At 70.1% G+C, this 25,300-nt stretch carries 29 protein-coding genes and 1 pseudogene; 15 read left to right on the forward strand and 15 right to left on the reverse strand.

The features are described 5' to 3' along the window. Window position 1: 1 nt before the first annotated feature. Both ABS642_RS19345 and ABS642_RS19350 read right to left on the reverse strand, forming a co-directional pair. Window positions 2–643, reverse strand: a complete 642-nt coding sequence (locus tag ABS642_RS19345; protein WP_350351421.1) for an SDR family oxidoreductase — start codon at window positions 641–643, stop codon at window positions 2–4. 94 nt (window positions 644–737) lie between these two features. Further along, window positions 738–2,198: a DUF6421 family protein gene (locus tag ABS642_RS19350; protein WP_350351422.1), complete on the reverse strand. Its 1,461-nt coding sequence runs from the start codon at window positions 2,196–2,198 to the stop codon at window positions 738–740. A 72-nt stretch (window positions 2,199–2,270) separates the two neighbouring features. Here ABS642_RS19350 and ABS642_RS19355 point away from each other — a divergent pair, with 72 nt between their 5' ends. Beyond that, window positions 2,271–2,729: an Lrp/AsnC family transcriptional regulator gene (locus tag ABS642_RS19355; RefSeq protein WP_116635623.1), complete on the forward strand. Its 459-nt coding sequence runs from the start codon at window positions 2,271–2,273 to the stop codon at window positions 2,727–2,729. A 120-nt stretch (window positions 2,730–2,849) separates the two neighbouring features. Here ABS642_RS19355 and ABS642_RS19360 read toward each other — a convergent pair whose 3' ends face one another. After that, window positions 2,850–3,875, reverse strand: a complete 1,026-nt coding sequence (locus ABS642_RS19360; protein WP_350351423.1) for a DUF5937 family protein — start codon at window positions 3,873–3,875, stop codon at window positions 2,850–2,852. A gap of 45 nt (window positions 3,876–3,920) precedes the next feature. Here ABS642_RS19360 and ABS642_RS19365 point away from each other — a divergent pair, with 45 nt between their 5' ends. The 3 genes from ABS642_RS19365 (at window position 3,921) to ABS642_RS19375 (ending at window position 5,658) form a co-directional block, all read left to right on the forward strand. Further along, the gene (locus ABS642_RS19365) at window positions 3,921–4,286 is read left to right on the forward strand and encodes a cupin domain-containing protein (RefSeq protein ID WP_282216174.1); all 366 of its coding nucleotides are present in this window, start codon (window positions 3,921–3,923) and stop codon (window positions 4,284–4,286) included. 14 nt (window positions 4,287–4,300) lie between these two features. Then, window positions 4,301–4,591, forward strand: a complete 291-nt coding sequence (locus ABS642_RS19370; protein WP_350351424.1) for a DUF4287 domain-containing protein — start codon at window positions 4,301–4,303, stop codon at window positions 4,589–4,591. Window positions 4,592–4,662: 71 nt separating this feature from the next. Continuing rightward, on the forward strand, window positions 4,663–5,658 hold the full coding sequence (locus ABS642_RS19375; RefSeq protein WP_350351425.1) for a 1,4-dihydroxy-2-naphthoate polyprenyltransferase: 996 nt from the start codon (window positions 4,663–4,665) through the stop codon (window positions 5,656–5,658). 132 nt (window positions 5,659–5,790) lie between these two features. Here ABS642_RS19375 and ABS642_RS19380 read toward each other — a convergent pair whose 3' ends face one another. Both ABS642_RS19380 and ABS642_RS19385 read right to left on the reverse strand, forming a co-directional pair. Beyond that, on the reverse strand, window positions 5,791–6,081 hold the full coding sequence (locus ABS642_RS19380) for a DUF4229 domain-containing protein (RefSeq protein WP_282216177.1): 291 nt from the start codon (window positions 6,079–6,081) through the stop codon (window positions 5,791–5,793). 41 nt (window positions 6,082–6,122) lie between these two features. After that, window positions 6,123–7,019 carry a hypothetical protein gene (locus ABS642_RS19385; RefSeq protein WP_282216178.1) on the reverse strand — a complete coding sequence of 299 codons (897 nt, stop codon included), beginning with the start codon at window positions 7,017–7,019 and terminating at the stop codon, window positions 6,123–6,125. Between the two features lie 114 nt (window positions 7,020–7,133). Here ABS642_RS19385 and ABS642_RS19390 point away from each other — a divergent pair, with 114 nt between their 5' ends. The 5 genes from ABS642_RS19390 to ABS642_RS19410 all read left to right on the forward strand — a co-directional run bounded on the left by ABS642_RS19390 (window position 7,134) and on the right by ABS642_RS19410 (window position 13,006). Continuing rightward, a complete protein-coding gene (locus ABS642_RS19390) occupies window positions 7,134–8,144 on the forward strand; it encodes a glycosyltransferase family 2 protein (protein ID WP_350351426.1) in 1,011 nt (336 codons plus the stop codon). Further along, complete coding sequence (locus ABS642_RS19395; protein ID WP_350351427.1) at window positions 8,141–9,493, forward strand: polysialyltransferase family glycosyltransferase; 1,353 nt, start codon at window positions 8,141–8,143, stop codon at window positions 9,491–9,493. Before ABS642_RS19390 ends, ABS642_RS19395 begins: the two co-directional genes overlap by 4 nt. An 11-nt stretch (window positions 9,494–9,504) precedes the next feature. Next, window positions 9,505–10,653: an acylneuraminate cytidylyltransferase gene (locus ABS642_RS19400; RefSeq protein WP_350351428.1), complete on the forward strand. Its 1,149-nt coding sequence runs from the start codon at window positions 9,505–9,507 to the stop codon at window positions 10,651–10,653. A gap of 95 nt (window positions 10,654–10,748) precedes the next feature. Continuing rightward, a complete protein-coding gene (locus tag ABS642_RS19405; protein ID WP_350351429.1) occupies window positions 10,749–11,621 on the forward strand; it encodes an N-acetylneuraminate synthase family protein in 873 nt (290 codons plus the stop codon). After that, entirely contained in the window at window positions 11,618–13,006 is a 1,389-nt protein-coding gene (locus ABS642_RS19410; protein WP_350351430.1) for a DUF6716 putative glycosyltransferase, read from the forward strand. Before ABS642_RS19405 ends, ABS642_RS19410 begins: the two co-directional genes overlap by 4 nt. 42 nt (window positions 13,007–13,048) lie before the next feature. Here ABS642_RS19410 and ABS642_RS19415 read toward each other — a convergent pair whose 3' ends face one another. Further along, the gene (locus ABS642_RS19415) at window positions 13,049–13,651 is read right to left on the reverse strand and encodes a TetR/AcrR family transcriptional regulator (protein ID WP_350351431.1); all 603 of its coding nucleotides are present in this window, start codon (window positions 13,649–13,651) and stop codon (window positions 13,049–13,051) included. 100 nt (window positions 13,652–13,751) lie between these two features. Between ABS642_RS19415 and ABS642_RS19420 the strand changes: the two genes are divergently transcribed. Next, window positions 13,752–14,465, forward strand: a complete 714-nt coding sequence (locus tag ABS642_RS19420; protein ID WP_350351432.1) for an SDR family oxidoreductase — start codon at window positions 13,752–13,754, stop codon at window positions 14,463–14,465. A 4-nt stretch (window positions 14,466–14,469) separates the two neighbouring features. Further along, window positions 14,470–15,480 carry an NADP-dependent oxidoreductase gene (locus tag ABS642_RS19425; protein WP_350351433.1) on the forward strand — a complete coding sequence of 337 codons (1,011 nt, stop codon included), beginning with the start codon at window positions 14,470–14,472 and terminating at the stop codon, window positions 15,478–15,480. Between the two features lie 66 nt (window positions 15,481–15,546). Here ABS642_RS19425 and ABS642_RS19430 read toward each other — a convergent pair whose 3' ends face one another. Together ABS642_RS19430 and ABS642_RS19435 are read right to left on the reverse strand one after the other, a co-directional pair. After that, window positions 15,547–16,326, reverse strand: coding sequence for an ABC transporter permease (locus ABS642_RS19430; RefSeq protein ID WP_282216187.1), 780 nt, complete (start codon window positions 16,324–16,326; stop codon window positions 15,547–15,549). Beyond that, the gene (locus ABS642_RS19435) at window positions 16,323–17,372 is read right to left on the reverse strand and encodes an ATP-binding cassette domain-containing protein (RefSeq protein WP_350351434.1); all 1,050 of its coding nucleotides are present in this window, start codon (window positions 17,370–17,372) and stop codon (window positions 16,323–16,325) included. Before ABS642_RS19435 ends, ABS642_RS19430 begins: the two co-directional genes overlap by 4 nt. A 62-nt stretch (window positions 17,373–17,434) precedes the next feature. Here ABS642_RS19435 and ABS642_RS19440 point away from each other — a divergent pair, with 62 nt between their 5' ends. Beyond that, window positions 17,435–18,421, forward strand: coding sequence for a WYL domain-containing protein (locus tag ABS642_RS19440; RefSeq protein WP_350351435.1), 987 nt, complete (start codon window positions 17,435–17,437; stop codon window positions 18,419–18,421). 12 nt (window positions 18,422–18,433) lie between these two features. Here ABS642_RS19440 and ABS642_RS19445 read toward each other — a convergent pair whose 3' ends face one another. Beyond that, window positions 18,434–19,351 (reverse strand): hypothetical protein, encoded by a 918-nt coding sequence (locus tag ABS642_RS19445; RefSeq protein ID WP_350351436.1) that lies wholly within the window; start codon window positions 19,349–19,351, stop codon window positions 18,434–18,436. A gap of 6 nt (window positions 19,352–19,357) precedes the next feature. Next, complete coding sequence (locus ABS642_RS19450) at window positions 19,358–19,588, reverse strand: hypothetical protein (RefSeq protein ID WP_350351437.1); 231 nt, start codon at window positions 19,586–19,588, stop codon at window positions 19,358–19,360. A 128-nt stretch (window positions 19,589–19,716) separates the two neighbouring features. On the opposite strand from ABS642_RS19450, the pseudogene ABS642_RS19455 reads away from it, so the two are divergent. Further along, window positions 19,717–19,792: pseudogene (locus ABS642_RS19455) on the forward strand. 5 nt (window positions 19,793–19,797) lie between these two features. On the opposite strand, the gene ABS642_RS19460 reads toward ABS642_RS19455, so the two are convergent. Next, complete coding sequence (locus tag ABS642_RS19460; protein ID WP_350351438.1) at window positions 19,798–20,436, reverse strand: TetR/AcrR family transcriptional regulator; 639 nt, start codon at window positions 20,434–20,436, stop codon at window positions 19,798–19,800. A gap of 70 nt (window positions 20,437–20,506) precedes the next feature. On the opposite strand from ABS642_RS19460, the gene ABS642_RS19465 reads away from it, so the two are divergent. Further along, entirely contained in the window at window positions 20,507–21,781 is a 1,275-nt protein-coding gene (locus tag ABS642_RS19465) for an MFS transporter (RefSeq protein ID WP_350351439.1), read from the forward strand. A gap of 34 nt (window positions 21,782–21,815) precedes the next feature. Here the strand turns inward: ABS642_RS19465 and ABS642_RS19470 are convergent, their stop codons facing one another. Then, on the reverse strand, window positions 21,816–22,814 hold the full coding sequence (locus ABS642_RS19470; protein WP_350351440.1) for a hypothetical protein: 999 nt from the start codon (window positions 22,812–22,814) through the stop codon (window positions 21,816–21,818). Window positions 22,815–22,870: 56 nt separating this feature from the next. On the opposite strand from ABS642_RS19470, the gene arfB reads away from it, so the two are divergent. Further along, entirely contained in the window at window positions 22,871–23,311 is a 441-nt protein-coding gene (arfB, locus tag ABS642_RS19475) for an alternative ribosome rescue aminoacyl-tRNA hydrolase ArfB (protein WP_282216194.1), read from the forward strand. A 27-nt stretch (window positions 23,312–23,338) separates the two neighbouring features. On the opposite strand, the gene ABS642_RS19480 is transcribed toward arfB, so the two are convergent. The 3 genes from ABS642_RS19480 to ABS642_RS19490 all read right to left on the reverse strand — a co-directional run bounded on the left by ABS642_RS19480 (window position 23,339) and on the right by ABS642_RS19490 (window position 25,281). After that, the gene (locus tag ABS642_RS19480; protein WP_350351441.1) at window positions 23,339–23,914 is read right to left on the reverse strand and encodes a hypothetical protein; all 576 of its coding nucleotides are present in this window, start codon (window positions 23,912–23,914) and stop codon (window positions 23,339–23,341) included. Window positions 23,915–24,131: 217 nt separating this feature from the next. Next, entirely contained in the window at window positions 24,132–24,785 is a 654-nt protein-coding gene (locus ABS642_RS19485) for a thioredoxin domain-containing protein (RefSeq protein ID WP_282216196.1), read from the reverse strand. 67 nt (window positions 24,786–24,852) lie between these two features. After that, window positions 24,853–25,281: a hypothetical protein gene (locus tag ABS642_RS19490; RefSeq protein ID WP_350351442.1), complete on the reverse strand. Its 429-nt coding sequence runs from the start codon at window positions 25,279–25,281 to the stop codon at window positions 24,853–24,855. Window positions 25,282–25,300 lie beyond the last annotated feature (19 nt).

Consider the following 25,300-nt stretch of genomic DNA (forward strand, 5'->3'; position numbering starts at 1 on the left):
CTCAGGCCAGGTCGATGATCCGGTCGTTGAGCTCGGCGGCATCCGCGTCCCACAGGGCGAGCACCGCGGGGGCGAGCGTCGCGGGGTCGAGCGCTTTCGCGCGGAAGACGACGGATGCCGCGCGCAGCGGCTCGCCGGAGTCCCGCGCTGCCTTCGCGTACCCCTGCGCGACCGCACGGGCCCATGCCTCGCTCGCGGCCTTCACCGCCGCGTAGTTCGCCCCTCCGGCCAATGGGCGGGCGACCGCCGTCGACGACACGATCGCGAAACGTCCGGCGCCTGAGGCGCGCAGGGCGGCGTCGAAGGCGCGGCTCGTCGCACGCACCGCCTCCAGGGCGGGCAGCAGGGCGTGGAAGTCCTCGTCGGACTGCCCGACGAGGCCGCCGCCGCCGCGCCATCCGCCGACCAGCGAGACCACGCCGTCGACGGCGTCGAGACGGTCGGCGAGAGCGGTCATGTCTTCGAGCGACGTCGCGTCGGCGACCTCGACCTGAGCGCCGGCATCCGCCAGCGCCGCGAGACGTTCCGCGGAACGCCCGGTGGCGACGACGCGGGCGCCGGCGTCGAGCAGGGCTCGCGCGACGGCGAGGCCGGACGCGCTGGTCGCTCCGGCCAGGACGATGGTGCGATCGGTGACAGTCATGTGCTCAACTTTCGCGGATGATGCGAACTTCTGCGGCCGATCCGGCCCGGAGAGGCCGCAGAAGTTCGGAGAGGCCGCAGAAGCGGCCGGCGGATCAGTCGTCGGTGCCGCGGATGCCGACGGTCGACTCGATCACGGGCTTCATCTTCTTGTCGAGCGCCTCGAAGAACATCGACAGCGGGAACTCGTCGTCCAGCACCGCGTCGGTGTACCCCTTCGGCGCGCCGGAGAGGATCTCGTCCGACAACCCGCGCGCCCAGTCCGACGCCGGGTGCGGCGTGAGAACGCTGCGGACCAGGTCGTAGGCGGCGAGCCAGTGCGCGGTCTTCGGGCGGTCGATCGAGCGCCAGTACAGCTCGTCGATCGCGTCGCCGAGGGCCACGACCGCGTCGGGCACGGCATCCCAGTCGAACGCCAGAGCGGTGTCGGTCCAGTGCAGCACGCCGCGCTGGTGCAGCCAGGCGAACAGCAGCTGGCCGCCGAGCCCGTCGTAGTTGCGCACGCGCGAACCCGTGATCGCGAACCGGAAGATGCGGTCGAAGATCACGGCGTACTGCACGAGACCGGCCTGGTCGAGCGTCTCCTGCTCGATCGCGGTGAGCTGCTCATCCGCGGCGGCGCGAGCCGCGAGCGACCGCTCGATCCTCACCGACTCGCGGAAGGCGGTCAGGTCGCACCGAAGCTCTTCCAGCGAGTAGAGGAAGAACGGCATCCGCTGCTTGATCATGAACGGGTCGAACGGCAGGTCGCCGCGCATGTGCGTGCGGTCGTGGATGATGTCCCACATCACGAACGCGCGCTCGGTCAGCGCCTGGTCGTCGAGCATCGCGGCAGCGCGCTCCGGCAGGTCGAGCTTCGTGATCTCGGCGGCGGCGCGGGTGACGCGACGGTACCGAGCGGCTTCGCGGTCCTGGAAGATCGCGCCCCACGTGAACGACGGGATCTCGCGCATCGCGACGGTCTCGGGGAACAGCACGGCCGAGTTGGTGTCGTAGCCCGGCGTGAAGTCCACGAGCCGGAGCGAGACGAACAGCTTGTTGCCGTAGTCGCCGGCTTCGAGGTCGGCGATGAACTCCGGCCAGATGGTCTCGACGATGAGCGCCTCGACGAGGCGGTCGCTCGAACCGTTCTGCGTGTACATCGGGAAGACCACGAGGTGACGGATGCCGTCGACGCGGTGCTGCTGCGGCTGGAAGGCCACGAGCGAGTCGAGGAAGTCCGGTACGCCGAAGCCCTCCGACGCCCAGCGGTCGAAGTCGACGATCGAGGCGGCGAGGTAGTCGGCGTCGTGCGGGAAGGCGGGAGTCAGAGCGCGGATGCCGGCGGTGATCGCGGCGACGAGTTCGCGGGCGACCGCGTGGTGCGCCGCGTCGGGGATCGAGCCGTCCTTGACCTGGAGCTCGCGGATCGCGATCGCGGCGTCCTTGAGCTGCGCCCAGGCCGCGGAGTTCTCAGCGACCTGCGCCTGCACTGAGCCTGTCGAAGCGTCTTCCACGACCTCGGGTTCGCCGACGATGGCCTGTGCAGCGGAGCTGTTGGCGGAAATGATGGACATCGGGACCTCCGATCGGAGAGTTTGACGGAAATTTTCCGGTCATAACGGAATACTCACGATAATCTTACATCCATGGATGATTCTGTCGACCGCGCGATCGTCGCGGAGATCGCCCGCGACGGTCGGGCCACGCTGTCTCAGCTGTCCGAGGCGATCGGCCTGTCGGTCTCGGCCGTGCAGTCGCGCCTGCGCCGCCTCGAGACGCGCGGCGTGATCTCCGGCTACCGGGCCATCCTCGATCCCGAGCTGGTGGGCACGCCGCTCTCGGCCTTCATCGAGATCACGCCTCTCGATCCGGCTCAGCCCGACAACGCGCCCGAACTGCTCGAGCACCTCGACGCGATCGAGGCCTGCCACTCGATCGCCGGTGACGCCAGCTACATGCTGTTCGTGCGCGTCGCCTCTCCGCGTGCGCTCGAGGAGCTGGTGCGCGACGTGCGGACCGCGGCGAACGTCAGCACCCGCACGACGGTCGTGCTGCAGACGTACTACGAGCACCGGCCGATCATCCCGCTAGCCACCGAGGCCTAGCCACGGGGTGCAAGACCGGCGGGTGCACCCCGAACTCCTGCGGCCATTCCGAACTTCTGCGGCATCCTCGGGCAAGTGTGGCCGCAGAAGTTCGATCTGGCCGCGGAAGTTCGGCTGAGATCAGAGCACCGCGCCGACCATGGCCTCGCCGAGGGGTGAGCGCAGATGCAGCATCCGCGCGCCGTCCCGCTCGCTCGTGATCAGCCCGGCCTCGCGGAGCACGGTGAGATGATGCGAGGCTGTCGACGCCGCGATCCCGGCCTCCCTGGCGACCTGCGAGGTCGTGCGCGCGGTCCCCGCGCGGAGCAGGATGCCGGCCCTGGCGGGGCCGAGCAGAGCACCCAGGGCATCCGCGATCTCCGTCTCGTCCCGGGCCCAGCCTGCGGTCACGCCGCGCGCCGGATAGAACAGGGTCGGCTGCGCCGGCGGCTCGGTGAGCACCATGCACCCCCACGACGACAGGACCGAGGGGACGAGCACGAGCCCGCTGCCGTGGCAGTCGACCTGCTCGCTGTGGCGGCGCAGCGAGACACGCACGGCGCCCGCACCCCAGCTCACCTGCGGATGCAGGGCGTCGGCCATGCGCGCGATGCCCGCCGTCGCGATCGTGCGGGATCGCACGGCGATGTCGGCGCGCAGCAGGCGCTCGAGCTGCGGCCACACCGGCGCGAGCGCGGCATCCCATACCTCCGACCAGGCGTCGGCGATCATGCGCCGCACGCGAGCGGGGTCGTCCTGCATCCCGCGCAGCGCCCGCTGCCGCGCGCCGGTCGAGCGGACCACCATCTTGCCGAAGTCCACGCGCATCCCGTCGAGCGGGGCATCGCGCAGAGCTGCGAGTTCGGCATCCGGGCTCATCTCCCAGTGCGGAGCGGCGGTGAGGAAGTCGGGCAGGTAGCCGTCGCCGCCGATCACCGTGGCGAGCAGACCGAAGGCGTCGCGCGGCAGGCTGTCGCGCACCACGCGGAGCCACCCCCACTGCAGCGGATGCTGCTCGGGCCGCAGCAGCACCCGCACGGCGTGCGCCAGTTCGTGCCCTGGTGAGATCCCGAAGCGCACCGCCTGGATGTCGCCGGGGCTCAGGTGAAACTCGACCCGGTGATCCGGATGCTCGACCCCCTCGACCGGTGCACTGTTTCGATCCACATCGAAACTCTAGGGCGGGCCCCGGTGGCTGTCGAGACTGAAGCCATGAACAGCACAGAACTCCTCCCCGAGGGAATCGTCGCCGCTGCTGACATCCGCATCGGCACCGGTCGCAGCCGCCGGTTCGTCGGAGCCGAGCACGGCGCAGCCGTCTCCTACTTCTACGTCGAGAATCAGCCGGGCGAGGGCCCGGGTCTGCACTGGCATCCGTATCCTGAGACCTGGGTCGTGCTCGAGGGCACCGCTCGCATCACCGTCGGTGAAGACACCTTCGTCGCGCGGGCCGGAGACACCGCCACCGGTCCCGCGTTCACGCCTCACTGCTTCACGAACGTCGGGGACGGCGTCCTGAAGATCATCGGCATCCACGCATCCGCCACCATCATCCAGACGTTCCTCGACGAGGACTGAAACCAGGAGACCCCATGTCCTTCCAGGCATACCTCGACAAGGTCGAGACCCAGACCGGCCTCACCCCGCGGCAGTTCATCGCGCTCGCGAAGGAGCAGGGGTTCGACGAGACGACGAAGTCGACCGTCGTCCTGAACTGGCTCAAAGAGGAGTACAGCCTCGGGCACGGACATGCGCAGGCGATGGTCCACGTGATCCTCAAGGGGCCGAAGATCAGCGACAAGCACGTCGGCAAGGGCGGCGCGCACGGCGACGCCTCCGACACGCTCTGGCTCGACGGCAAGGACAGCAACCCGAATCCCTGACCCCGTTCGGCGCGCTGGGTCCCTGAGCCTGTCGAAGGGTCCGCATCACCGCGGCCAGTAGGATTCCCTGCGTGGCAGCATCCTCACAGCGCAAGAAGAAGAGCACGAGCGCGAAGCGCACCCCGCCCCGCACGAGCGGCAACCCGGCGAAGCGCAGCGGCAACCCCGCGAAGCGCCCGGTGCTCGAAGCGGGCCCGGTCAGGGCATCCGACTGGATCGGCGCCGCGCGTCTGCGTACGCTGCCGCTCGCGGTCGCACCCGTGGTCATCGGTACCGGTGCCGCGCGCAGCACCGGGCCGGAGTTCCACTGGGTCATCGCGCTCGCCTGCCTCGCGGTCGCCGTGCTGCTGCAGATCGGCGTGAACTTCACGAACGACTACAGCGACGGCATCCGCGGCACCGATGCGCACCGGGTCGGACCCGCGCGCCTCACCGCGTCCGGACGGGTGAAGCCGCGCACGGTGCTCATCATCGGACTGATCTTCTTCGCCCTGGCCGCCGCTGTCGGCGTCGCGATCGTGGTGCGGACGGAGCAGTGGTGGATGCTGGCCGTCGGCGCCGCCTGCATCGTCGCGGCCTGGTTCTACACGGGCGGAAAGCGACCCTACGGGTACTACGGCCTCGGCGAGGTGTTCGTGTTCGTCTTCTTCGGGCTCGTCGCCACCCTCGGCACGACGTGGGTGCAGATCTTCGACCTGCCGCAGCAGGCGTGGCTCGGCGCGATCGCGGCGGGCCTCTTCGCCTGCGCGGTGCTGCTCGCCAACAATCTCCGCGACATCGATCAGGATCGCGAGGTCGGCAAGCGCACTCTGACGGTGCTGATCGGCCGCCGAGCGACCCAGGTGCTGTTCACGCTCTTCGTGCTCGCGCCGTTCGGGATCGCGATCTTCCTCGCCCTGCTGTTCCCGATCGCCTGGATCGCTCTGCTCGCCCTGCTCGCGGGCCTCCCCGCGATCCTGATCGTGTGGACGTACCGTCAGCCGCGGGAGCTCGTCGTCGCCCTGGCGCTCACGTCGCTCACGGCGCTGCTGTACGCGGGCGCGCTGTTCTGGGCGTTCGTCGGCTGACGACGGCATCCGCCGCTCGCCGAAGCGGCCCCGTGCGGACGAGCCGGCCCCGTGAGAACGGATTCACGGGGCCGTTTCGTGCGTAGAGGGGTGGCTCGGCGGGCTCACGAAGAGCCCCAGAGCGAGCGAGCCTCAGACCCTCGCGTCGCCGTCGATCGCGTCGTCCTCGGCTTCGGCATCCGCGTCGGCCTGCCCGCCCGAGGTGCGGCTCTCGCGACGCTCGAGCAGGCGCGCGGAGGCATCGGTCAGCGGCGTGCGCAGGAAGATCATCGAGATGCTGACGCCGATGAGCGCGGAGAAGATCGCGGCGAGCCACCAGAACTCGCGGAAGATCGGGAAGAAGAACCAGAGGATCGCGAGCGGTACGAGGAACGCCAGCAGCCGCAGCACGGTGTAGACGAGGAAAGGGGCGGTCTTCTTCACCCCGTCATTCTATGTTCGCGCTCTATGAGCTCCCCGAGCGCTCAGTCGTCGATGCCGAGCCGGTCGACGGGGATGCCGCGCACCACGCGCCGCCAGGGGTGCTCGCCGAGGGACCAGAGGAGCCCCGCTTCCAGGTCAAGCGCGAGGTCCTCGCATCCGACGGGCAGGGAGATCGGGTCGCGCTCGAGCGCATCGCGGCGGCCGCGCCAGAGGATGCCGGGACGCAGCCGGTCCGACTGCGACACGAAATACCTGTCGCCCCACCGCACCGCGCCCTGCATCGAGCGGATGCCGGGGGAGAAGCGGTCCTGCTCCTCGAACTCCTCGTCCGGGCCGTCCGGGATCGCGAACTCGCCGATGCGCCCGCTCCCGTCGGTGCGGTACTCGCCGATCATGACGCGGCGCAGGGGCTCGCCCGCCTCGTCGAACACGCGTCCGAGGTAGGAGCACCGGAGGCCGATCGGATGCACGCGGGTGCGGACGGCGACCAGCGCGGTCGCGCGCCAGCCGCGGCCGCGTGCTCCCGCGAGACGCCGCGCGAGGCTGCCGCGCACGCGGCGGATGTCGGAGAGGTCGAACTCCCAGATGCCCTGCCCCGTCGCCGCGACGAACAGGCGGTCATCGAACCAGGCGAGCCCGCCGGCATGGATCTGCGCGGGGGCGAGGTCTCCGTCGCCGTCATCCACCGCGAGCAGCACGTCGAGGTGCCGCGACCGCTCGAGGTCGACGAAGGCGACGCGTGACGCGAGATGGTTCCGGGAGCGGTCCTGGCGGAACCAGCTCACGGCCAGCGTGCGCCGCCCGCGCCAGAGGCCGAGGTCGATGCCCTGCGGATACCAGCGCTGCGTCCAGGATCGGGCGCTGAGCCATCGCAGATCCACGGTGTCGCGCCGCTTCTGGCGCACCGGGCGCCAGGTCGATCCGAAGGGCCAGAGCATGCAGACCATCGTCGCCGATCGCGGCCGAAGGCGCGAACCGGGCTGTTCCGCGCGCCGCGCAGGACACCCCGCGTTCACCTTCACGTCGTCGATCGGCAACGAACGACTGCGACCATGCGAACACCGTCCACCTCCGGGAGCTCCGTGCGCACACCCCTCGTCACCGTCATCCTGCCTGCCAAGGACGCCGGCGAGTACATCGGGACCACCCTCGAGACGCTCACCCGTCAGTTCGACGACCCGGCATCGCTCCAGCTCGTCGCGATCGACGACGGGTCGCGCGATGACACGGGCGCGATCATGCAGCGATACGCGGAGTGGTTCGGACGGGCCGACGTCATCCGCAATCCGCGGCCGCGCGGCCTGGCCAGCGCGCGCAACCAGGGTCTCGCACTCGTGCAGGCCGAGGCGTTCTGCTTCCTCGACGGCGACGACTGGATGCAGCCGCGGCGCCTCGAGGTCCTGGCGTCGCGGCTCACGGACCTCGACTGCGATTTCCTCCGCACCGACCACGTCACGGTGGCCGACGGGCGCCGCACGCTCGTCCGCGCGCCGCATCCGTGGCGCGAGCGGGTCTCGTCGCCGCGGGAGGCGATCCTCCCGGAGAACGAGTCCACGATGGTCGACTATCCGTACGCCTGGGCAGGGATCTTCCACCGGAGGATCATCGACCGCGGCCTGGCCGCCTTCCCGTCGGGGCTGTTCACGGCCGAGGACAGGCCCTGGATCTGGCGGCTGCATCTGGAGGCCGAATCCTTCGCCGTCGTCGACGCTCCGGCGCTGCTGTACCGCCGCGGTGTCGCGACGTCGCTGACCCAGGTGCGCGACCGACGCCAGCTCGACTTCGCCACGGCCATGAACCAGGTGCTCGACATCGTCGAGGGTGATCGCGAGGCGGAGCGCTTCCGGGCGAAGGCCGTGTGGACCGCGCTCGCGCTGAGCTCGCACCACCTCGTTCGTGCACGACGGATGCGACCGCGGCTCCGTGCCGAGATGCGCGCCGGCATCCGGGACATGCTCGGCCGGCTCCCCGACGCCACGGTCGCCGGCGTGCTGGACCGCTTCGACGGGCCGCGTCGGCGCGTGCTCGCGCGTATCCTCCGCGAGGCGGGACGCGCGGCATGACCCAGCTCTTCGCGCTGCACAGCGCCTACGGACTCGCGACGGCGGCCGCGGCCATCGACGCCGGCCTCCTCGACACCGGAGCCCGCGGGGACCGCCTGCTGGTGCCGTTCGTCTCGGCGCGAGTCCCCGAGACGACGGTCGGGATCGCGGCCGACCCGGCGCTGCGGGCGCTGCGGGCGCGCTTCGACTGGATCGAGGAGCTCGAGGCGATCCTGGGGCCCCTGCATCCGAGCTCCTGGGAGCCTGCGGACGCCGATCTCCCGATCCTCGAGCGTCTGCTGACCCGCGCGTGGGACCTGGACCCGGGGGACCTGGAGCTGTTCGTGCAGAGCCCGCAGGTCGCGCCCGCCCGCACGCTGATGTCGCTGTTCCCGCGGGCGCGGATCACCATCATCGGCGACGGCCTGATGACCTACTCGCCGATGCGCGTGAGTCTGCCGCACACGGTCGCCGCCCGCATCGGGCGCGTGGTGCACGCCGACGTCGTGCCCGGAGTCCGTCCGCTCGTCGGATCGCCGCACGCCGAGATCATCCCGGTGCCGCCGGAGCACTTCGCCGCCGCGCTCCGCGAGACGGATGTCGGCGAGACGGATGCCCTGTTCGATGAAGAGCTGCCCACCGTGCTGGTTCTCGGCCAGTATCTGTCGGCGCTCGGGCTCATGAGCTCCGCCGAGGAGATCGCGCTCCAGGAGGAGATGATCGACCGGGCCGCCCGCTGGTCTCCGCGGCGCATCGTCTTCAAGCCGCATCCGTCGGCTCCGCCGCTGCACACCGACGCGGTCCGTGCGCGCGCGGCGGCTCAGGGCATCGCGTTCGTCGAGTACCGCGGGGCGCTCGCCGCCGAACCGCTCGCGGAGCGGCTCGACGCCGTGGCGGTCGTCGCGGGGTTCTCCACCGCGCTCCCGACCGCGCACGCGCTGTTCGGCCGGGCGATCGGCGCAGCAGGCACCGAGACCGTGCTCCGCATGCTGACCCCGTACGAGAACAGCAACCGGATACCGGCGACCATCGTCGACGCGCTCACCCGCGACCGGTCTCCGTACGAGGATCCCGACCGGTTGCAGCTCCTGGTCGACGCGGTCGGCTACGCGATGCAACCGGAGATCGCCGGACACCTGCGTGCGCGAGCCGAGCAGCTGCTGACCGGACTCGACCCCGTCGAACGCGACCGGTACTTCACCCCCGAGCGACTGTCGGCGCTGCGGCTGCCGGGAGCTCCGGCCGAGAGCGCCGTGCAGCGGATGCTGCGCCCAGCGGGCGGAGTGGGCAGGGTGGAGGAGTGGCGGCTGACCGCTCTCGGCGCGCGCCGACGCGCCGGGCGGGTATGGCGGGCGATACGAGGAAGATGAGGACCATGGCGATGGTTTCGAAGACGGTGGCGATCATCCCGGCGCGGGGCGGCTCGAAGCAGGTTCCGCGCAAGAACGTGCAGCGGGTCGGCGGCGTGCCGCTCGTCGCGCGCGCCGTGCGAGCGGCAGTCGCCGCGGGCGTCGACCTCGTCGTGGTCTCGACGGACGACACCGAGATCGCGGAGATCGCGACGGCGGCGGGAGCGCGGATCATCCATCGTCCCGCGGAGATCTCCGGTGACACGGCGACCTCCGAGAGCGCGATCCTGCACGCGCTCGACGCCCTCGAGGCCGACGGCGAGCGGTTCGAGATCGTGGCCTTCCTGCAGGCGACGTCGCCCTTCATCCCGAGCGACGCCCTGGCCGCGGCGGTCGACGAGGTGCGCGCCGACCGCGCCGACAGCGTGTTCTCGGCCTACGAGACCTACGGATTCCTATGGCGACGCGATGCCGCGGGCTCTGCGCTCGCGATCAACCACGATGCTGCGCACCGCCCCCGTCGTCAGGACCGTGAGCCGCATAACCTCGAGACGGGGGCGTTCTACGTCTTCCGTGCGGAGGGCTTCCGGGAGAGCCGGCACCGGTTCTTCGGGCGCACGCGCATCGCCGAGGTGCCCGAATGGACGGCGATCGAGATCGACGACGAGCAGCAGCTGCGGGTCGCCCGCGCTCTCGCCGCCCTGCACGAGGCGCCGGCGTCGATCCCGGTGCGCGCCATCGTCACCGACTTCGACGGCGTGCACACCGACGACACGGCGATCATCGATGCCGACGGCGGGGAGCGCGTCCGCGTGAGCCGCGAGGACGGCATGGGCGTGGCGCTGCTCCGCCGGGCCGGAGTGCCGATGCTGATCCTCTCCACCGAGGTCAATCCGGTCGTCCGTGCGCGTGCGGACAAGCTGCGCGTCCCGGTGCTGCACGGCATCGATGACAAGGAGACCGCTCTGCGCACCTGGGCGCAGGACAACGATCTGCCCCTCGCCGACATCGCCTACCTCGGCAACGACGTGAACGACCTGCCGGCCATGCGCATCGTCGGATGGCCGGTCGCCGTCGCGGACGCGCATCCGCTGGTCCTCGAGGAGGCGCGCGTCGTGCTGCAGCGCCGCGGCGGCGACGGCGCCGTTCGCGAGCTGGTCGAACGGGTGTTGTCGAGCTGACCGACCCCGGTAACCCTCCGGACGCACGTCGTTCACTCTCGGCGCGTACCCAGGAGGGAAGGGTCCGCGAGGGCCGTTCGACGACCGGAGGAATCATGACTGTCAGCATCGGCTCACGCGTGATCGGCGGCGGCCGTCCCGCCTACGTCATCGCCGAGATCGGCCTGAACCACAACGGCGACGTCGACATCGCGAAGCGGCTCATCGACGTCGCCGCACGCGCCGGCGCCGATGCGGTGAAGTTCCAGAAGCGCACGCCCGAGATCTCGACCCCGGAGCACATGCGCGACGTCCCGCGCGAGACGCCGTGGGGGACCATGAGCTACCTCGACTACCGCCGCCGCGTCGAGTTCGGTCGCGACGAGTACGTCGAGATCGGCGACCACGCGACGATGCAGGGCCTCGACTGGTTCGCCTCGCCGTGGGATGTGCCGAGCGTCGCCTTCCTGGAGGAGCTCAACGTGGTCGCCCACAAGGTCGCCTCGGCGAGCCTCACCGACACCGAGCTGCTGGTCGCCCTCCGCGAGACCGGGAAGCCCGTCATCCTGTCCACCGGGATGTCGACGATCGAGCAGATCGACCGGGCGCTCGACACGCTCGGCACGGATCGCGTGGTCCTGATGCACGCGACCTCGACGTACCCGCTAGAGCCCGAGGAGGCCAACCTCCGCGTCATCTCGACCCTGCGCGACCGCTACGCCGGCGTGCCGGTCGGCTACTCCGGCCACGAGCGCGGGCTGCAGATCTCCCTCGCGGCGGTGGCCCTCGGCGCTGTCGCCGTCGAGCGCCACATCACGCTGGACCGCACGATGTGGGGCTCCGACCACGCGGCCTCCCTCGAGCCGACCGGCCTCGAGCACCTCGTCCGCGACATCCGCGTGATCGAGAAGGCGCTCGGCGACGGCGTCAAGCGGGTGTTCGACAGCGAGCGCGCGCCGATGGCGAAGCTCCGCCGCATCTCCGCATGACGGATGCCGCGGGCATCCGCGTCGTCGCGATCGCGGATGCCGACTCGTTCGTGAAGTGGTCCGCCGCGCTCCTCGGCGGTGTGCCGGGGCTCCGGGCGCACGTGCTGCTGGTGCGCACGCCGCTGACGGCGAGCGTCGCACAGCAGCGCACCGCGATCGCCGGCACCGGCCTGCGGGCGGAGGACGTCACCCGCATCGGCTTCGCTGAGACGGCCGGATGGCTGGAGGGGCAGCGCCCCGACGTCGTGCTGCTCGCGGGTCGCGGACCGTTCGTCCGTCTCATGGGGCGGGTGATCGACTCGCTCACGCATCGGCCGGTGACGGTCTCGGGCCTCCCCGGCATGGCGATCCCGGCGCAGCGCGGAGCTCTCGACTATCGACGGCACACCGATCTGCTGGTGGTGCACTCGCACCGCGAGGAGCGTGCGTTCGCCGAGCTCGGCGAACGCATCGGCGTCTCGATGCCGACGGCCCTCGCGACTCTGCCGTTCGCGCGGCGCCGGGCACGGATGCTGCGCCCGGACCGTGTGCGTGTCGATGCGGTCTCCGCTCGATCCGGTGGCGTAGCCGTGGCGGAACGCCCGCAGCCGCCGGTCGCCGTGCGGCCCCCGGCGACGGACATCGTGTTCGCTGCCCAGGCGCTCGTCCCGGTCGCTCACGAGGAGCGGGCCGAGATCGCCGCGACGCTCGTGCGCGCCGCCGAGGCCGATCCGAGCCGCCGCGTCGTGGTGAAGCTGCGCTCGCGGCCGGGGGAGGCAGAGACGCATCTCGAACGGGACCCGTACACGGCGATGCTGCCCAGCCGCCGCCCGCGCAACCTCGTCTTCTCGTACGACTCGATGGCGTCGGCGCTGGAGAGCGCGGCCGGGCTGGTCACGGTGAGCTCGACCGCCGCGATCGAGGCGACGGCCCTCGGCGTCCCGGTGATCGCGCTCGATTCGTTCGGCGTGAGCAAGAGCCTCCTGAACACGGTGTTCGTGGGCAGCGGTCTGCTGGGCGGCCGGAACGAGGTCGTGGCGGGTCGGTTCCGGCATCCGCATCCCGACTGGCTGCGCGACAACTACTTCCACCCTGAGGCGGAGTCGAACTGGTGGGAGCGGGTGCAGGAGCTCGTGGCGATGCGCCGTTCGGGAGCCCTCCCGCACCGGCGGGTGCCCGCGGCGCGCGGTGGCGCGCTGCACGAGGCGTGGCACCGGGCGAGCGTGCTCGGGCGAGACGACCGGTCGCTCGGCGGAGCGCTCGCGCTGACCGTCGGCGCTCCGGCGACGCGGATGCTGTCGGCCGTGCGCCGTCGGCGCGAGCCGTCCGACGGCGGCACCTGGGCCGACCCGTCGACCGACTTCACGCTCGAGCCCAACCCGTTCCAGGACTCGATCCGGCGCTGAACTCGGGCGGTCGGCAGATGTCCGGCGCGCGCCGGGTCCGATCTACGAGCCGAGGAGCGCGGCGACCTGCATCCGGACGTCCTGTGCGATCTCGTCGACGGTCGATCCGACGTGCGGGCCCGCCGACATCGTCAGGAACATGATGGCGGACACGATCCGTGCGAGTGTCGCCGCGCGTTCTTCTCCGGTCTCCTGATCGCGGCGGAGGATCGCCGCGACCGCGGTCTCGGTGTCGGCGACGATGCCGAGAGCCTCGGAATGGTGCGCATCGTCAGTGGCACCGAAGACCATCTCGCGCAAGTATGTGCGCCCGTTGTCGACCTGCACGCGGTTGCATTCGATGATGGGGCGCAGCAGGGCCATGACCGCGTCGAGGGTGCCGGTGACAGCCGCTGAGGCATCGATGCCCTTCGCCAACGCGATGGCGTAGTGCGCGTTCTGCACGAGCAGCAGCAGTTCGCCCTTCGTCTTGGCGTAGAGGAACAGGGTGCCGGTGCCGACATCTGCCCGCTCGGCGATCTGCTGGGTCGTCACATCGTCGATCCCGGACTCCGCGAAGAGCTCGGCGGCGGCGGCGGTGATGCGTTCGAGCTTCTCCTGCTTGTTCCGCTCCCGGCGCCCGAGCGGGTGTGCGTCGGTGGTCATCGAGTCCTCCGGGAATACAAACTGAGTAGCCTCAGTTATGACTGGAGTCGCTTACGGGCGAACTCAGATATCCATTGTCGCAAAGAAAAGAGATCCGGCCATGCCTTCACTCAACGGAGCCGTCGTCCTCGTCACCGGCGCGAACGGAGGCATCGGCGGTCGATTCGTCGCCGAAGCACTCGCCCGCGGCGCCGCGAAGGTCTACGCCAGCGCGCGCCGTCCGCGCGACTGGGACGATGAGCGCGTCGTGCCCCTCGTCCTCGACGTCACGGACCCCGCGTCGATCCGTGCCGCGGTGGAGGCCGCGCCCGACGTCACGGTGCTGATCAACAACGCCGGCGCCTCGGTGCCCTCCTCCGGGATCCTCACGCACACCGACGAGGACATCCGTCGCAATGTCGAGACCAACTTCCTCGGTCCCCTCTTCCTCGCCCGCGCCTATGCTCCGTTGCTCGCCGGTCGTCCGGGAGCAGCGATCATCGACATCCATTCCGCGCTCGCGTGGTACGCGGTGGGCGGCATCTACAGCGCGACCAAGGCGGCGCTGTGGTCGGCGACGAACTCGCTCCGTCTCGAGCTCGCTCCCGCGGGCGTGCACGTCGTCGGTGTGCACGTCGGGTACGTGGACACCGCGATGGCCGCGCATGTCTCGGACCCCAAGACCGACCCGGCCGACCTGGTCCGCGCCGTTCTCGACGCTGTGGAGCGGGATGAGTACGAGGTGCTGGCGGATGCGACATCCGTGCAGCTCAAGGCCGGTCTGAGCGCCCCACTCGAGGCCGTCTATCCGCAGCTCCGCGCCGCGGCGGTCTGAGCGCATGCGCGCTTTCGCCGTCACGAAGTACAAACGGCCGATCGAGCTCCGGGACGTGGCGGAACCGGAGGTGGGGGACCGCGACGTGCTCGTGCGCATCGAGGCGGCGGGCCTCAACCACCTCGACGAGAAGATCCGGATCGGGGAGTTCGCGCAGATCCTCCCGTACCGGCTGCCGGTCGTCCTCGGGAACGACCTGGCCGGGACGGTGATCCGCGTAGGGCGGCTCGTACGTCGATTCCAGCCGGGCGATCGGGTCTTCGCCCGGCCCGATGACGCGCGAATCGGCACGTTCGCCGAGCGCATCGCAGTGGCCGAGAGCGATCTCGCGTTGACGCCGACGAGCATCTCCACCGCGGAGGCGGCGTCGCTGCCGCTGGTCGCTCTCACCGCGTGGCAGGCGCTGGTCGAGCGCGGGAACGTGCAGCCGGGCCAGAAGGTGCTGATCCACGCCGGCGCCGGGGGTGTCGGCTCGATCGCGATCCAGCTCGCGGCGCACCTCGGCGCGACGGTCGCCACGACAGCCGGCGCCGCGAACGCCGACTTCGTGCGCGACCTCGGTGCCGACATCGTGATCGATCACCGCAGCGAGGACTTCACGCAGATCCTGTCGGACTACGACCTGGTCCTCGACAGCCTCGGCGGCGAGAACCTGGAGCGGTCCCTTCGCGTTCTGAAGCCCGGCGGTACGGCCATCGGCATCGCGGGACCGCCGGACCCCGCATTCGCGCGCCGTCGCGGTATGAATCCAGTCCTGCGCCTCGCGGTCGGAGCGCTCAGCCGGAAGGTCCGCCGACAGGCGAAGAAGCTCGGTGTGACCTACGAGTTCCTCTTCATGCGCGCCGACGGTGAGCAGCTCGGCGAGATCGCCGCCCTGGTCGACCACGGCGTCCTCCGTCCGGTCCTCGCACGCACGTACCCGTTCGACGAACTGCCCGAGGCGCTGGCCGATCTCGCCACCGGTGTGAGCCGCGGCAAGCTCGTGATCACGATGCCGGTACGTTCACACGGCTGAGGGGCCAGTATCCGTCGCTCGTACCGCGGTACGAGCGACGAGTACTGACCCCTCACGGCGAAGAGCTCAGCTGCTGCGCTTGATCGCGCGCACTCCGACCACCAGACCGACGACCGCCACCGCCAGCGCGGAGACCCAGCCCCAGAGCACGGTCACGTCGCCGAGGTCGCCCGCGAACAGCGCGCGTTCGGCCTGCACGACCCAGTTGACCGGATTCACCGACGCCACGACCCGCATCCAGCCGGGGGCGTCGTCGAGCGGCAGCAGCATGCCCGACAGGATCAGCAGCGGGAAGATGAGCGACTGCTGCACGCCCCAGAACAGCCACTCGCGGTCCTTCGTGGCGAGCGCCAGCGAATAGGAGAGCGATCCGAGACCCACGCCGAAGACGGCGAGCAGCGCCAGCCCGATGAGCAGGCCGGGGATGTCGGCGGCGAACCCGAACGGCCACGCGATCAGGACGATCACCAGCGCCTGCACGACGATCGGCGCGATCTCCTTGAGCGCGCGGCCGACCAGCAGCGAGGAACGGGCCAGCGGGGCGACGAGCGTGCGCTCGTGCGAGCCGGTCATCATCTCGTACTGCAGGTTGGAGCCGGTCGCCCCGGTGCCGAACAGCACGATCATCACGAGCACGCCCGGCACGAACCACGCCAGCGTCTCACCGGCCGGCTGACCGGAGTCGCCGATCAGCAGCGGGGCGAACAGCCCGAGGAAGACCAGCGGCTGCAGCAGGCTGAAGATGAGCGTGAACGGATCGCGGAGCACCGGCTTGAGCTCGCGGGTCAGCACGTTCCTGGTGTCGCGCGCGAGGTTCGGGCGCACGAGCGTGTCGATGGCGGTCATGAGAGGATTCCTGTCTTGTCGGTCTCGGAAGCGGCGGCGTCGGCTGCCGCTTCGGAATCGGATGCTTCGTCGCCCGCACCCTCGCCCGCTTCGCGGAGGGTGCGGCCGGTGAGGGCGAGGAACACGTCGTCGAGCGTCGGCGGGACGCCCGTCGCCCGGACGACCGCGATGCCCGCGGCGTCCAGCTCCCGCACGACCACCGGCAGCAGCCGGGCGCCGTCCGGTACCGCGAGCGAGAGCGCATCGCCGTCGAGGGTGACCGGTGCCGGGCTGAGGCGCGCGACCACGGACCGGGCGGATGCTGCCGCTGCGGCATCCGCGAAGCCGAAGGTGAGCACGTCGCCGGCGAGCGTCGCCTTGAGAGCCGTCGCGCTGTCGTCGGCGATGATGCGGCCCTTGTCCATGACCATCACCCGCTCTGCGTAGCGGTCGGCCTCCTCCAGGTAGTGCGTGGTGAGGAAGACGGTCGTGCCGTGCTGAGTGCGCAGGTCGAGGATGTGCTCCCACAGGTTCGCCCGGCTCTGCGGGTCGAGCCCGGTGGAGGGCTCGTCGAGGAAGATCAGCGGCGGCGCGTGCATCAGCCCGAGGGCGATGTCGAGCCGGCGCTTCTGCCCGCCGCTGAGCTGCTGCACGGTCCGCGTCGCGAACGACGTCAGGTCGAGCGATTCGATGAGCTCATCCGCCCGACGGATGCTGTCGCGCTTCGACATTCCGTAGAACGAGCCCTGGCTGAGCAGCTCGTCGCGCACCCGCTGCGAGAAACTGCCGCTGGTCAGCTGCCCGACGTAGCCGATCCGGGCGCGGACGCCGGCGGCATCCGTCCTGATGTCGTTTCCGACCACCCGGGCGGTGCCGGCGGTCGGCGGGATGAGGGTGGTGAGCATCCGGAGGCTGGTGGACTTGCCGGCGCCGTTCGGGCCGAGGAACGCGACGAGCTCGCCGCGTGCGGCTGTGAAGGAGAGGTCGGTGACGGCTTCGACTTTCTTCTTCTTGACGGTGAAGACCTTGGTGAGGCCCTCGGTTTCGATGATCGGTTGGTTCGTCATGCTTCGAAGCTAGAAGGCAACCAGGACAGATCCTGTCCGCAATATCTGGCAATCTGTGAGACATGTCCGACACCACCTCTCGAGCCCTCGCCCTGCTCAACCTCCTGCAGACGCATCGGCACTGGCCGGGCACGGAGCTCGCGTCCCGGCTGGGCGTCACCGAGCGCACCGTGCGCCGTGACGTCGACCGTCTGCGCGAGCTCGGCTACCGCGTCGAGTCCTCGCCCGGGGCCGCGGGCGGCTACCGGCTCGAAGCGGGCAGCGCTGTTCCTCCGCTGCTGCTCACCGACGACGAAGCCGTCACGATGGCCATCGGGCTGCGGGTCGCGGCCACGCAGCAGCTCGTCGGCGGACCGGAGGTCACGCTCACCGCCCTCGCCAAGCTCGAGCAGGTGCTGCCTCAGGCGCTCCGCCGACGAGTGAACGCGCTCGCGGCCTCGGTGCAGCCCCCGCGCATCGGCGACGGTCCGGTCGTCTCGCCCGTCGTGCTCGGCGAGATCGCCCTCGCCACCCGCGACACCGAGCGGCTGCGCCTGCGCTACGTGGATGCCGAGGGGGTGGAGAGCATCCGTCGGGTCGAGCCGCACGCACTGGCACCCTCCGGACGCAAGTGGTTCCTGCTGTGCTGGGATCTCGACCGCGAGGACTGGCGCACGTTCCGCGTCGACCGGATCGAATCGGTCGAGCACACCCGCGTCCTGTTCCCCCGCCGGGAGGTCACCGAGGAGGAGATCGAGGAGCGCGTGCTCATCGCGTCGTCGTGGTCGCCGCAGAAGATCGAGGGGGATGCCGTGATGGAGCTGTCGCTCGCCGAGATGCAGGACCGCTTCGGGCCCTGGTCGCAGGGCGCGACGGCCGAGGGCGATACGCACACCCGGTGGCCGATCGGCGGGTCGGACTGGCGCGAGGCGATGTACGCGTTCCTCTGGATCCCCGAGGGGGTCGAGTATGCGATGACCTTCCCCGATCAGGATCGCGCCGAGCTCCGTGAAGCGGTGGAGCGGCTGCTGCGGGCGATCGACCGGCCGACGCCGATGGCGCGGGGGTGAACGCAGCCCCGATCACAGGACGCTCGGCGGATTCGCGTCGTCCCAGCGCTGGAACGTCTGCACCCACCAGAACCAGGCGAAGAGGCTGAGGGCGACGGCCTCGCCGAGGAGCACGAGCGGGATGTCGCCCAGCTGCTCGCGGAAGACGAAGGCGGCGAGCAGCAGCAGCAGATCCGCGATCATGAGTCCTGCCACCCAGCGGTAGACGGCTCGCTGCCTCGCGGTCGGCGGCGTCTCGGTCTCGTCGATCGGACCGCGCGAGTGCAGGATCGGCACGGCGGCGAAGATCCCGAAGAAGATCAGCGTCACGGCGAAGTGGATGCTGGGCGGATACGGCCAGAAGTTGAACGGGAAGTCGGTGTTCAGCCCGGAGATGAACGCGAGGCCGGCCATCGCGACTGCGGTGGTGATGGCGATGATCGACACCACACCAGCACCCGGCGTCGTGATCCCCCGTCTCGCGCGGATCACGGCCAGCGTGACGACGACCGTGATCACGACGACGGCATAGGTGGCGACACTCGCGCGGACATCGTCAAGGTACGCGGCGGGGACGCATTCCTCCGTGCCGGGGCAGGTGAGCCCACCGATCGGATGCTCGGGGTCGATGCCCGTCGGCACGAGAGCGATGAGCGGCGCGAAGAAGGCGGCAATGTCGAGCAGGATCGTCGCCCGGTTGCGTCCGGACAGCGCGAGGAGTGCGAGCGATGCGGCGATCAGCGCCCCGACGAACACGTTCCGGGCCGGCGTGTAGAAGTAGTGGCTGATCGAGGGGAGCGGCTCCCAGCCGAAGGCGAGCGGCTCCCAGGAGACGACGACCGTCTCGATCGCCACGCTCACCAGGAGCGCGAAGACCACGAAGACGAGCGACAGCCGGAGGTAGCGATGCGTCTTCTGCGCGGTGGTGGCGGGATCCGGCTGAGCGGCCATCTCAGGTCACTCCGCGCCGATGCCCACCTGATTCACCGCGCCAGGCCGCAGCACGAATCGGTGCGGGACGAGGGGCTCGGTTGCCGTGATCAGCGCGACGACCTCGTTGTCGCCTTCATCACCGGCGAACAACGAGAACTCGATCCCGTTGGGCAGCACGATGATCACCTCATCGGCCGTGAAGGACTGCTCCTCGTCACCATCGACGGTGCGGAGGCGGATCTTCTCCTGGGTCATGTCCACACGGTATCGCAGCCCATGCGGGCCCGGTCGCCGTCGAGACAGCCGTCATCGGAAGACTCATCGGGTTATCCCAGGCAACGATCCTGGCCAACAAGGTCACGGCCAGGTAACGTCGTCTTCATCGCGGCGATCCGGGCGGTCCCGGGCCTCAGCTCATATCTGACGGCGTTGCGGGTTCGACTCCCGCCGTCGCGTCCACTCTGTCAGGAACGGCTGGTCGCCTGTGCGGCGAGCCGCTTCTCGATCGGCTCCCACCCGCTCTCCAGGATCGCGAACCCGGCGTCGAGCGTGCTGAGCTGGTCCTCGTCCTCGTTGACGAGAAGCTGCATCTGCAGGACGAAGCGCGCGTAGACGCGGGTCTCGGCGGTGGGCTCCGGCAGGCCGAGCTCCTCGGCGATGGCGGCGGAGAGTGCGTCTTCGTGCCGCAGCCACATCTTCGCCGCGTAGTCGCGCAGCGCCGGTGTCTCGTTGAGGAAGCGCAGGAAGACGCGCGTGACATCGTTGCCGTGCTCGTCGACGTTCGCCGTGATCTCGGCGGCGTAGAAATCGTGGATCGCGCGGTTGATCGTGCTCCCCTTCGGCCGGTCGCGCACGGCGGAGACGAGCCGGTCGCGCTGTTCGTCGTCCTCGTCGAAGACGAGCGCCTCCTTCTGCGGGAAGTGCGCGAACACGGTCGTGGGGGAGACGTCGGCGGCGTCCGCGACCTCCCGGATGCTCACGTTGTCGAATCCACGCTCGAGGAACATCATCGTCGCGACGTCGGAGATCGCCTTGCGGGTCGCGGCCTTCTTCCGCTCCCGGCGCCCGATCGGCTCGGGGGAGGGCTGCTCGGTGGATGTCATGCTCCGAGCCTACCGCGTACTCGATCCGAAACTGGCTTGACACCAAAACTGGTATCGATACACTTTCGGTATGACTTCACCCAATCTCTCGATCCGAAGCGCGAAGCGCGCCTGGATCATGCTCATCGTGCTCACGATGCTCACCGTCATCGGAATGACGGTCGTCCTCCCCGTTCTCCCCTTCGTCGTCCTGCAGTACGTCTCCGAGGAGAAGGACCTGGCCATCTGGGTCGGTGTCCTCGAGGCCGTCAACGGACTCTGCGCCTTCCTCATCGCACCGTTCCTCGGACGCCTCTCCGATCGCTTCGGCCGCAGGCCCGTGATCATCGCCGCCGCCTTCGGTGCAGCGTTCTCGATGGCGCTGTTCGGCATCGGCGGCGCCCTCTGGGTACTCGTGCTCGCGCGTGTCATCCAGGGCCTGACCGCCGGCGACCTGCCCGCGCTGTTCGCCTACCTCGCCGACATCACCCCTCCCGAGAAGCGCGCGCAGCGATTCGGTCTGCTCGGTGCGCTCTCCGGCATCGGCATGATGATCGGTCCCGCGATCGGCGGACTCCTGGCGGCGATCAGCATCCAGCTCCCCGTCTTCCTCACCGCCGCCGTCGCGCTGACGATCGCGATCCTCAGCATCTTCCTGCTCCCCGAGAGTCTGAAGCCCGAGAACCGCATCGACGCGATCGCTCTGCGCGACGTCCAGCCCTTCGCCGTGTTCAAGAACGCGTTCGGACGCCGGGAGCTCCGCGGGCTCATGATCGGCTTCGGGCTGCTCGCCCTCCCGTTCGGCTTCTTCGTGAACAACTTCAGCGTGCTCGCGCTCGACTCGATCCAGTGGGGTCCGACGCAGATCGGTCTGATGACGGCGGCGGTCGGCATCATCGACATCCTGATCCAGGGAGTGCTGCTCGGCATCCTGCTGCCTCGCATCGGCGAGCGCGGCGTGATCGTGAGCGGCATCGTGGCCCAGATGATCGGCCTCATCGGTCTCGCCGTCGTCGCGTCGATCTTCGCCCAGCCCTGGCTGTTCATCGTCGGAGCCCTCATGCTCGCCGCAGGGCAGGGCGCCTCGCAGGCGGCGATGGACGGCGCGATGTCGAACGCGGTCGGCGACGACGAGCAGGGCTGGCTCGGTGGGGCGACGCAGTCGCTCAACGCGGCGATGGGCACGGTGGCACCGCTCATCGCGGGCGCGCTGTACGTCACGGTCAGCCACGCCGCTCCGTACTGGCTCGGCGCCGCGCTCATGGTCGTCGCCGCGATCGTCGTGGGTCGTGCGCACATCGCGAACACGGCGAAGAGGACGCTGAGCGACGTGCCCACCGAGCAGCAGGTCCCGGTGGTCGGCTGAGATCGGAAGCTCTGCCTCGCACGCGGGCGGCTTCTCAGTCGGGTTTGTCTGCGAGCCGGGCGCGCCGCTCCTCTTCACGCTTCGAATAGGTGGCGGCACGGATCGCTTCGTCCGACTCGAGACCGGTGCCCAGCGCTCCGCCGAGTGTCGCCGCCGAGGCGACGAACCAGCTGAGCACGAGCAGCTCGCCGGATCCGGGCGGCCTGCCGAGCAGGTCGCCCATCACCGACGGGTCGAGGACGAACAGCGCCCAGGCCAGGTTCACGACGTAGAGCGCCAGATAGCAGATCGAGACGCCGATGGTCAGAGTCAACAGGGTCGAGGTGTTGTAGAGACGCGATCTCTCGCGTGCCGCGGGTGAGTCGTGGTCGGGGCGGTCCCACAGCCTCCCGTCGATCACGATCCAGGCGACGAGGATGGCGATGGAGGCGATGGTCGCCGCAGCGAGGCGCCACCCGGACAGGGAAGCCGCCAGCGACCACACGGTCGGCTCGATCGTCGCCACGGCACCGGTCGCCAGGGCCGCGACCAGCGCGGACTTGAGTCCGGCGACCAGCAGCCACGGGCGGTTGGCGAGCACCATGCCCAGTAGTACCCGTCCGCGGGCGCTGAGCCCTGGCAGCGGAAGGCGCTGCTCCTCGGGTGAGGAGGGCTCGGACATGCCGTCGACCAGTCCTCGCACCGCATGGCGAGCGCGAGTCTGCACCCGGAATCCGCCGAGCGCGGGGAGCGACAGCACCGCCGACTGTCGCCGTGGGTCTATCGCAGCCAGCAGGTAGCGGCCGTCGTCGTCGCGGAGCGGGAGTTCGGTCACGCCGATGACGAGGTCCCATGCGTTCCGATCGGCATGGGTTCGGAGCCTTTCCAGCGCGACGTCGACGTCTTCCGACCCCACGGTGAAGGGTTCGCTCACGAGTTCGAAGGACCAGTCATCCGCTTCGGCTGCCGCCGGCGGCATGAGGTCGGTCATGCGCCGAGCGACGACGGTGGGCGAGGCCGGATCGGCCACGAGACCCACGCGGATCGTCTGCATCTCCGCAACCTACACCCTGGGTCTTCGCGGGGTGTGAGCAGGAGGATGATGGTCCCATGGCCGCTCCTCATCGACCCGGCCTCCGCGTCACGGAGGGGGTCACGATCCCGGAGTCCGAGCTGTCCTGGCGGTTCTCCCGGTCATCCGGTCCGGGCGGGCAGGGCGTGAACACGGCCGATTCCCGTGCGGAGCTCGTCTGGGATGCCGCGGGCTCCGCCGCCCTCACCCCCGCGCAGCGCGAGCGGCTTCTCGAACGGCTGAGCGGACGCCTCGTGGACGGAGTCCTGACGATCGCGGCATCCGAGCACCGCGCCCAGCTGCGCAACCGGGATGCCGCTCGCGCCCGGCTCGCGGCCCTGGTCGCCGAAGCGCTGCGGCCGCCGGCGCCGTCGCGCCGACCGACGAAGCCGAGTCGTGGTTCGAAGGAACGGCGTCTGAAGGCCAAGCAGCGCCGTACCGACGTCAAGCAGCTGCGGCAGCGCCCCCGCGATTCCTGATCCGGACCGGCAGCCGGCCGGTCCGGATCAGCGCTGCGATCGCGGCGTCGATGCAGGCGTGCGGCGGCGCGGCACGTAGTTCTTCCAGGCGGAGCGGAACCCCACGCCGCCGAAGGTCATGAAGCCGGCGGCGAGGACCGCTCCGACGCCGATACCGAGGCCGACGGCCCACTCGAACGTCCCGCCGCCGGCGACGATCGCCGAGCCGACGAGGAGTCCTGTCACGCACGACTCCACCACGATCAGCAGCATCACGGAGCTGCCGAGCAGGATGCTGACGCTGCGGCGTCGCAGGAACGAGTAGGTCAGCTTCATGCCGGCCTGATCGTCGTAGGTCGAGGCGAGGAAGATCTCCTCGACGTGCGGATCGAGGTCGACGTACGCGCCGCGGAGCCGGTTCATCGCGACTACGTACATCATGTCCTCCTCCGACACGTTCATGACCCGGACCTGCGTCATGAAGCCGATCAGGCTCAGGAACGCGAGGATCGCTATCGACGCGCCGCCGAACCATCCGGAGAACCCCGAGGCCTGCCCCAGAAGCCCGATCGTCACGAGTCCCGCCGACACGAGGGTGAGGAAGATCGTGATGCGGGTCAGCACCTCGCTCTGGGCGGTGCTGCGCGCGGCGAGCAGCCCCCAGTGCTCGGTCGCCAGGATCTGCGCGCGCCGAGCGAGCGCCGCATCCGACTCCGTCGCCGGTGCGGTGTACTCGTCCTCGGATGCCGGGATCGTCTCGCCTTCGGGGGAGGGGATTCCGACGCTGAGCGCTCGCTCATACCGACATCATGCACCCGCGGAAGTCGCCCGCGACAGGTGTTCAGCCGTTCACGGCCTTCTCGATCGCCTGCTCGAGGTCGTCCCATTCCTGCAGCAGGACGGGCTCGCCGTCGATGAAGAACGAGGGCGTGCTGCTCACGCCGAGCGTCTCGCCGTCGCTCTTGTCGGATTCGACGCGCTCCCGCGTCGCCGGGTCGGCGATCGCCGCGTCGTAGGCGGCCATGTCCAGCCCCAGCTCCTCGGCGAACCCGCGGAACACCGCCGGCGTCTCCTCGGTGTTCTCGCCCCACTGCGCCTGGGTCTCGAAAAGCCGGTGGTACATCTCCTCGAAACGGTCCTGCTGGGCTGCCGCCTCGGCAGCGAGGGCGGCCTGGGTCGAGTTCACGTGCCCGGGCAGCGGGAAGTAGCGCACCACGTAGGTGATCTCGCCCGCATACGTCGTGCGCAGGTCCTCGACGATGGGGTAGAACGCACCGCACGCCTCGCACTCGAAGTCGAGGAATTCGACGACGGTGACGGCATCCGCTCCGCCCTCGTCGAGGACGTGCGAATCGGCGCGGACGGCCTGCGGCGCGCCGCCCTCCGAGGGATCGGAGGCGGGCGCCCGCTGGGTGATGGCGTAGACGATGCCGACGATCAGCAGGACGACGGCGACGGCGATGGCGATCAGGGTCGCCTTGACAGAGGTTTTCATGGGGTCTCCAGACACAGGGGTACGACGGGATGGATGCCGCGCGAGGCGGCTCGATGCGCGTCGAGGTTCAGGTGCGGGAGAGGGAGAGCTGCGTGAGGGTGAGAGCGGGGAGGAGCCGGGCGGGGCCGGCACGCGGCGGTGACGTCCGACGGGCCACGAGTCCGCCGAGTGCGCGGCCGGTCGCGCCGCGCAGCCGCAGGAAGAGCAGGGCCAGCGCGACGCCGCAGAGCACCGCGATGACGCAGAGCGCCGCATCGGACGACAGGACATCGACCGCAGATGCTCCGTCGTGCTGCTCGCCGGAGTTCGAGGAGCCCGCGGGGTGCGCGACGCCCGGTGCGAGGCAGAGCGACGCATGCACGTCGGCCGAGCCGTGCGAGGTGGACCACGCTCCCACGACCAGCAGGAGCGCGAGGCCGACGGCGATGGCGATCCTGACGACCAGCATCCGCTCGGCCCGCGCTCGCGGCATCCGGTCCGGCGATGAGGGCAGCATTTCCCGCGCAGTCTAGCAA

It is taken from the genome of Microbacterium sp. A8/3-1 (genome assembly GCF_040267695.1).
Taxonomy (GTDB): Bacteria; Actinomycetota; Actinomycetes; order Actinomycetales; family Microbacteriaceae; genus Microbacterium; species Microbacterium luteolum.

Coding starts and splice junctions, on each gene's coding strand:
- ABS642_RS19425 (WP_350351433.1), top strand. CDS start 14,470: ATGCGCGCTTTCGCCGTCACGAAGTACAAACGGCCGATCGAGCTCCGG.
- ABS642_RS19345 (WP_350351421.1), bottom strand. CDS start 643: ATGACTGTCACCGATCGCACCATCGTCCTGGCCGGAGCGACCAGCGCG.
- ABS642_RS19490 (WP_350351442.1), bottom strand. CDS start 25,281: ATGCTGCCCTCATCGCCGGACCGGATGCCGCGAGCGCGGGCCGAGCGG.
- ABS642_RS19445 (WP_350351436.1), bottom strand. CDS start 19,351: ATGGCCGCTCAGCCGGATCCCGCCACCACCGCGCAGAAGACGCATCGC.
- ABS642_RS19355 (WP_116635623.1), top strand. CDS start 2,271: ATGGATGATTCTGTCGACCGCGCGATCGTCGCGGAGATCGCCCGCGAC.
- ABS642_RS19450 (WP_350351437.1), bottom strand. CDS start 19,588: ATGACCCAGGAGAAGATCCGCCTCCGCACCGTCGATGGTGACGAGGAG.
- ABS642_RS19395 (WP_350351427.1), top strand. CDS start 8,141: ATGACCCAGCTCTTCGCGCTGCACAGCGCCTACGGACTCGCGACGGCG.
- ABS642_RS19350 (WP_350351422.1), bottom strand. CDS start 2,198: ATGTCCATCATTTCCGCCAACAGCTCCGCTGCACAGGCCATCGTCGGC.
- ABS642_RS19460 (WP_350351438.1), bottom strand. CDS start 20,436: ATGACATCCACCGAGCAGCCCTCCCCCGAGCCGATCGGGCGCCGGGAG.
- ABS642_RS19365 (WP_282216174.1), top strand. CDS start 3,921: ATGAACAGCACAGAACTCCTCCCCGAGGGAATCGTCGCCGCTGCTGAC.
- ABS642_RS19430 (WP_282216187.1), bottom strand. CDS start 16,326: ATGACCGCCATCGACACGCTCGTGCGCCCGAACCTCGCGCGCGACACC.
- arfB (WP_282216194.1), top strand. CDS start 22,871: ATGGCCGCTCCTCATCGACCCGGCCTCCGCGTCACGGAGGGGGTCACG.
- ABS642_RS19405 (WP_350351429.1), top strand. CDS start 10,749: ATGACTGTCAGCATCGGCTCACGCGTGATCGGCGGCGGCCGTCCCGCC.
- ABS642_RS19415 (WP_350351431.1), bottom strand. CDS start 13,651: ATGACCACCGACGCACACCCGCTCGGGCGCCGGGAGCGGAACAAGCAG.
- ABS642_RS19410 (WP_350351430.1), top strand. CDS start 11,618: ATGACGGATGCCGCGGGCATCCGCGTCGTCGCGATCGCGGATGCCGAC.
- ABS642_RS19440 (WP_350351435.1), top strand. CDS start 17,435: ATGTCCGACACCACCTCTCGAGCCCTCGCCCTGCTCAACCTCCTGCAG.
- ABS642_RS19370 (WP_350351424.1), top strand. CDS start 4,301: ATGTCCTTCCAGGCATACCTCGACAAGGTCGAGACCCAGACCGGCCTC.
- ABS642_RS19485 (WP_282216196.1), bottom strand. CDS start 24,785: ATGAAAACCTCTGTCAAGGCGACCCTGATCGCCATCGCCGTCGCCGTC.
- ABS642_RS19385 (WP_282216178.1), bottom strand. CDS start 7,019: ATGCTCTGGCCCTTCGGATCGACCTGGCGCCCGGTGCGCCAGAAGCGG.
- ABS642_RS19420 (WP_350351432.1), top strand. CDS start 13,752: ATGCCTTCACTCAACGGAGCCGTCGTCCTCGTCACCGGCGCGAACGGA.
- ABS642_RS19400 (WP_350351428.1), top strand. CDS start 9,505: ATGGTTTCGAAGACGGTGGCGATCATCCCGGCGCGGGGCGGCTCGAAG.
- ABS642_RS19470 (WP_350351440.1), bottom strand. CDS start 22,814: ATGCAGACGATCCGCGTGGGTCTCGTGGCCGATCCGGCCTCGCCCACC.
- ABS642_RS19465 (WP_350351439.1), top strand. CDS start 20,507: ATGACTTCACCCAATCTCTCGATCCGAAGCGCGAAGCGCGCCTGGATC.
- ABS642_RS19435 (WP_350351434.1), bottom strand. CDS start 17,372: ATGACGAACCAACCGATCATCGAAACCGAGGGCCTCACCAAGGTCTTC.
- ABS642_RS19390 (WP_350351426.1), top strand. CDS start 7,134: ATGCGAACACCGTCCACCTCCGGGAGCTCCGTGCGCACACCCCTCGTC.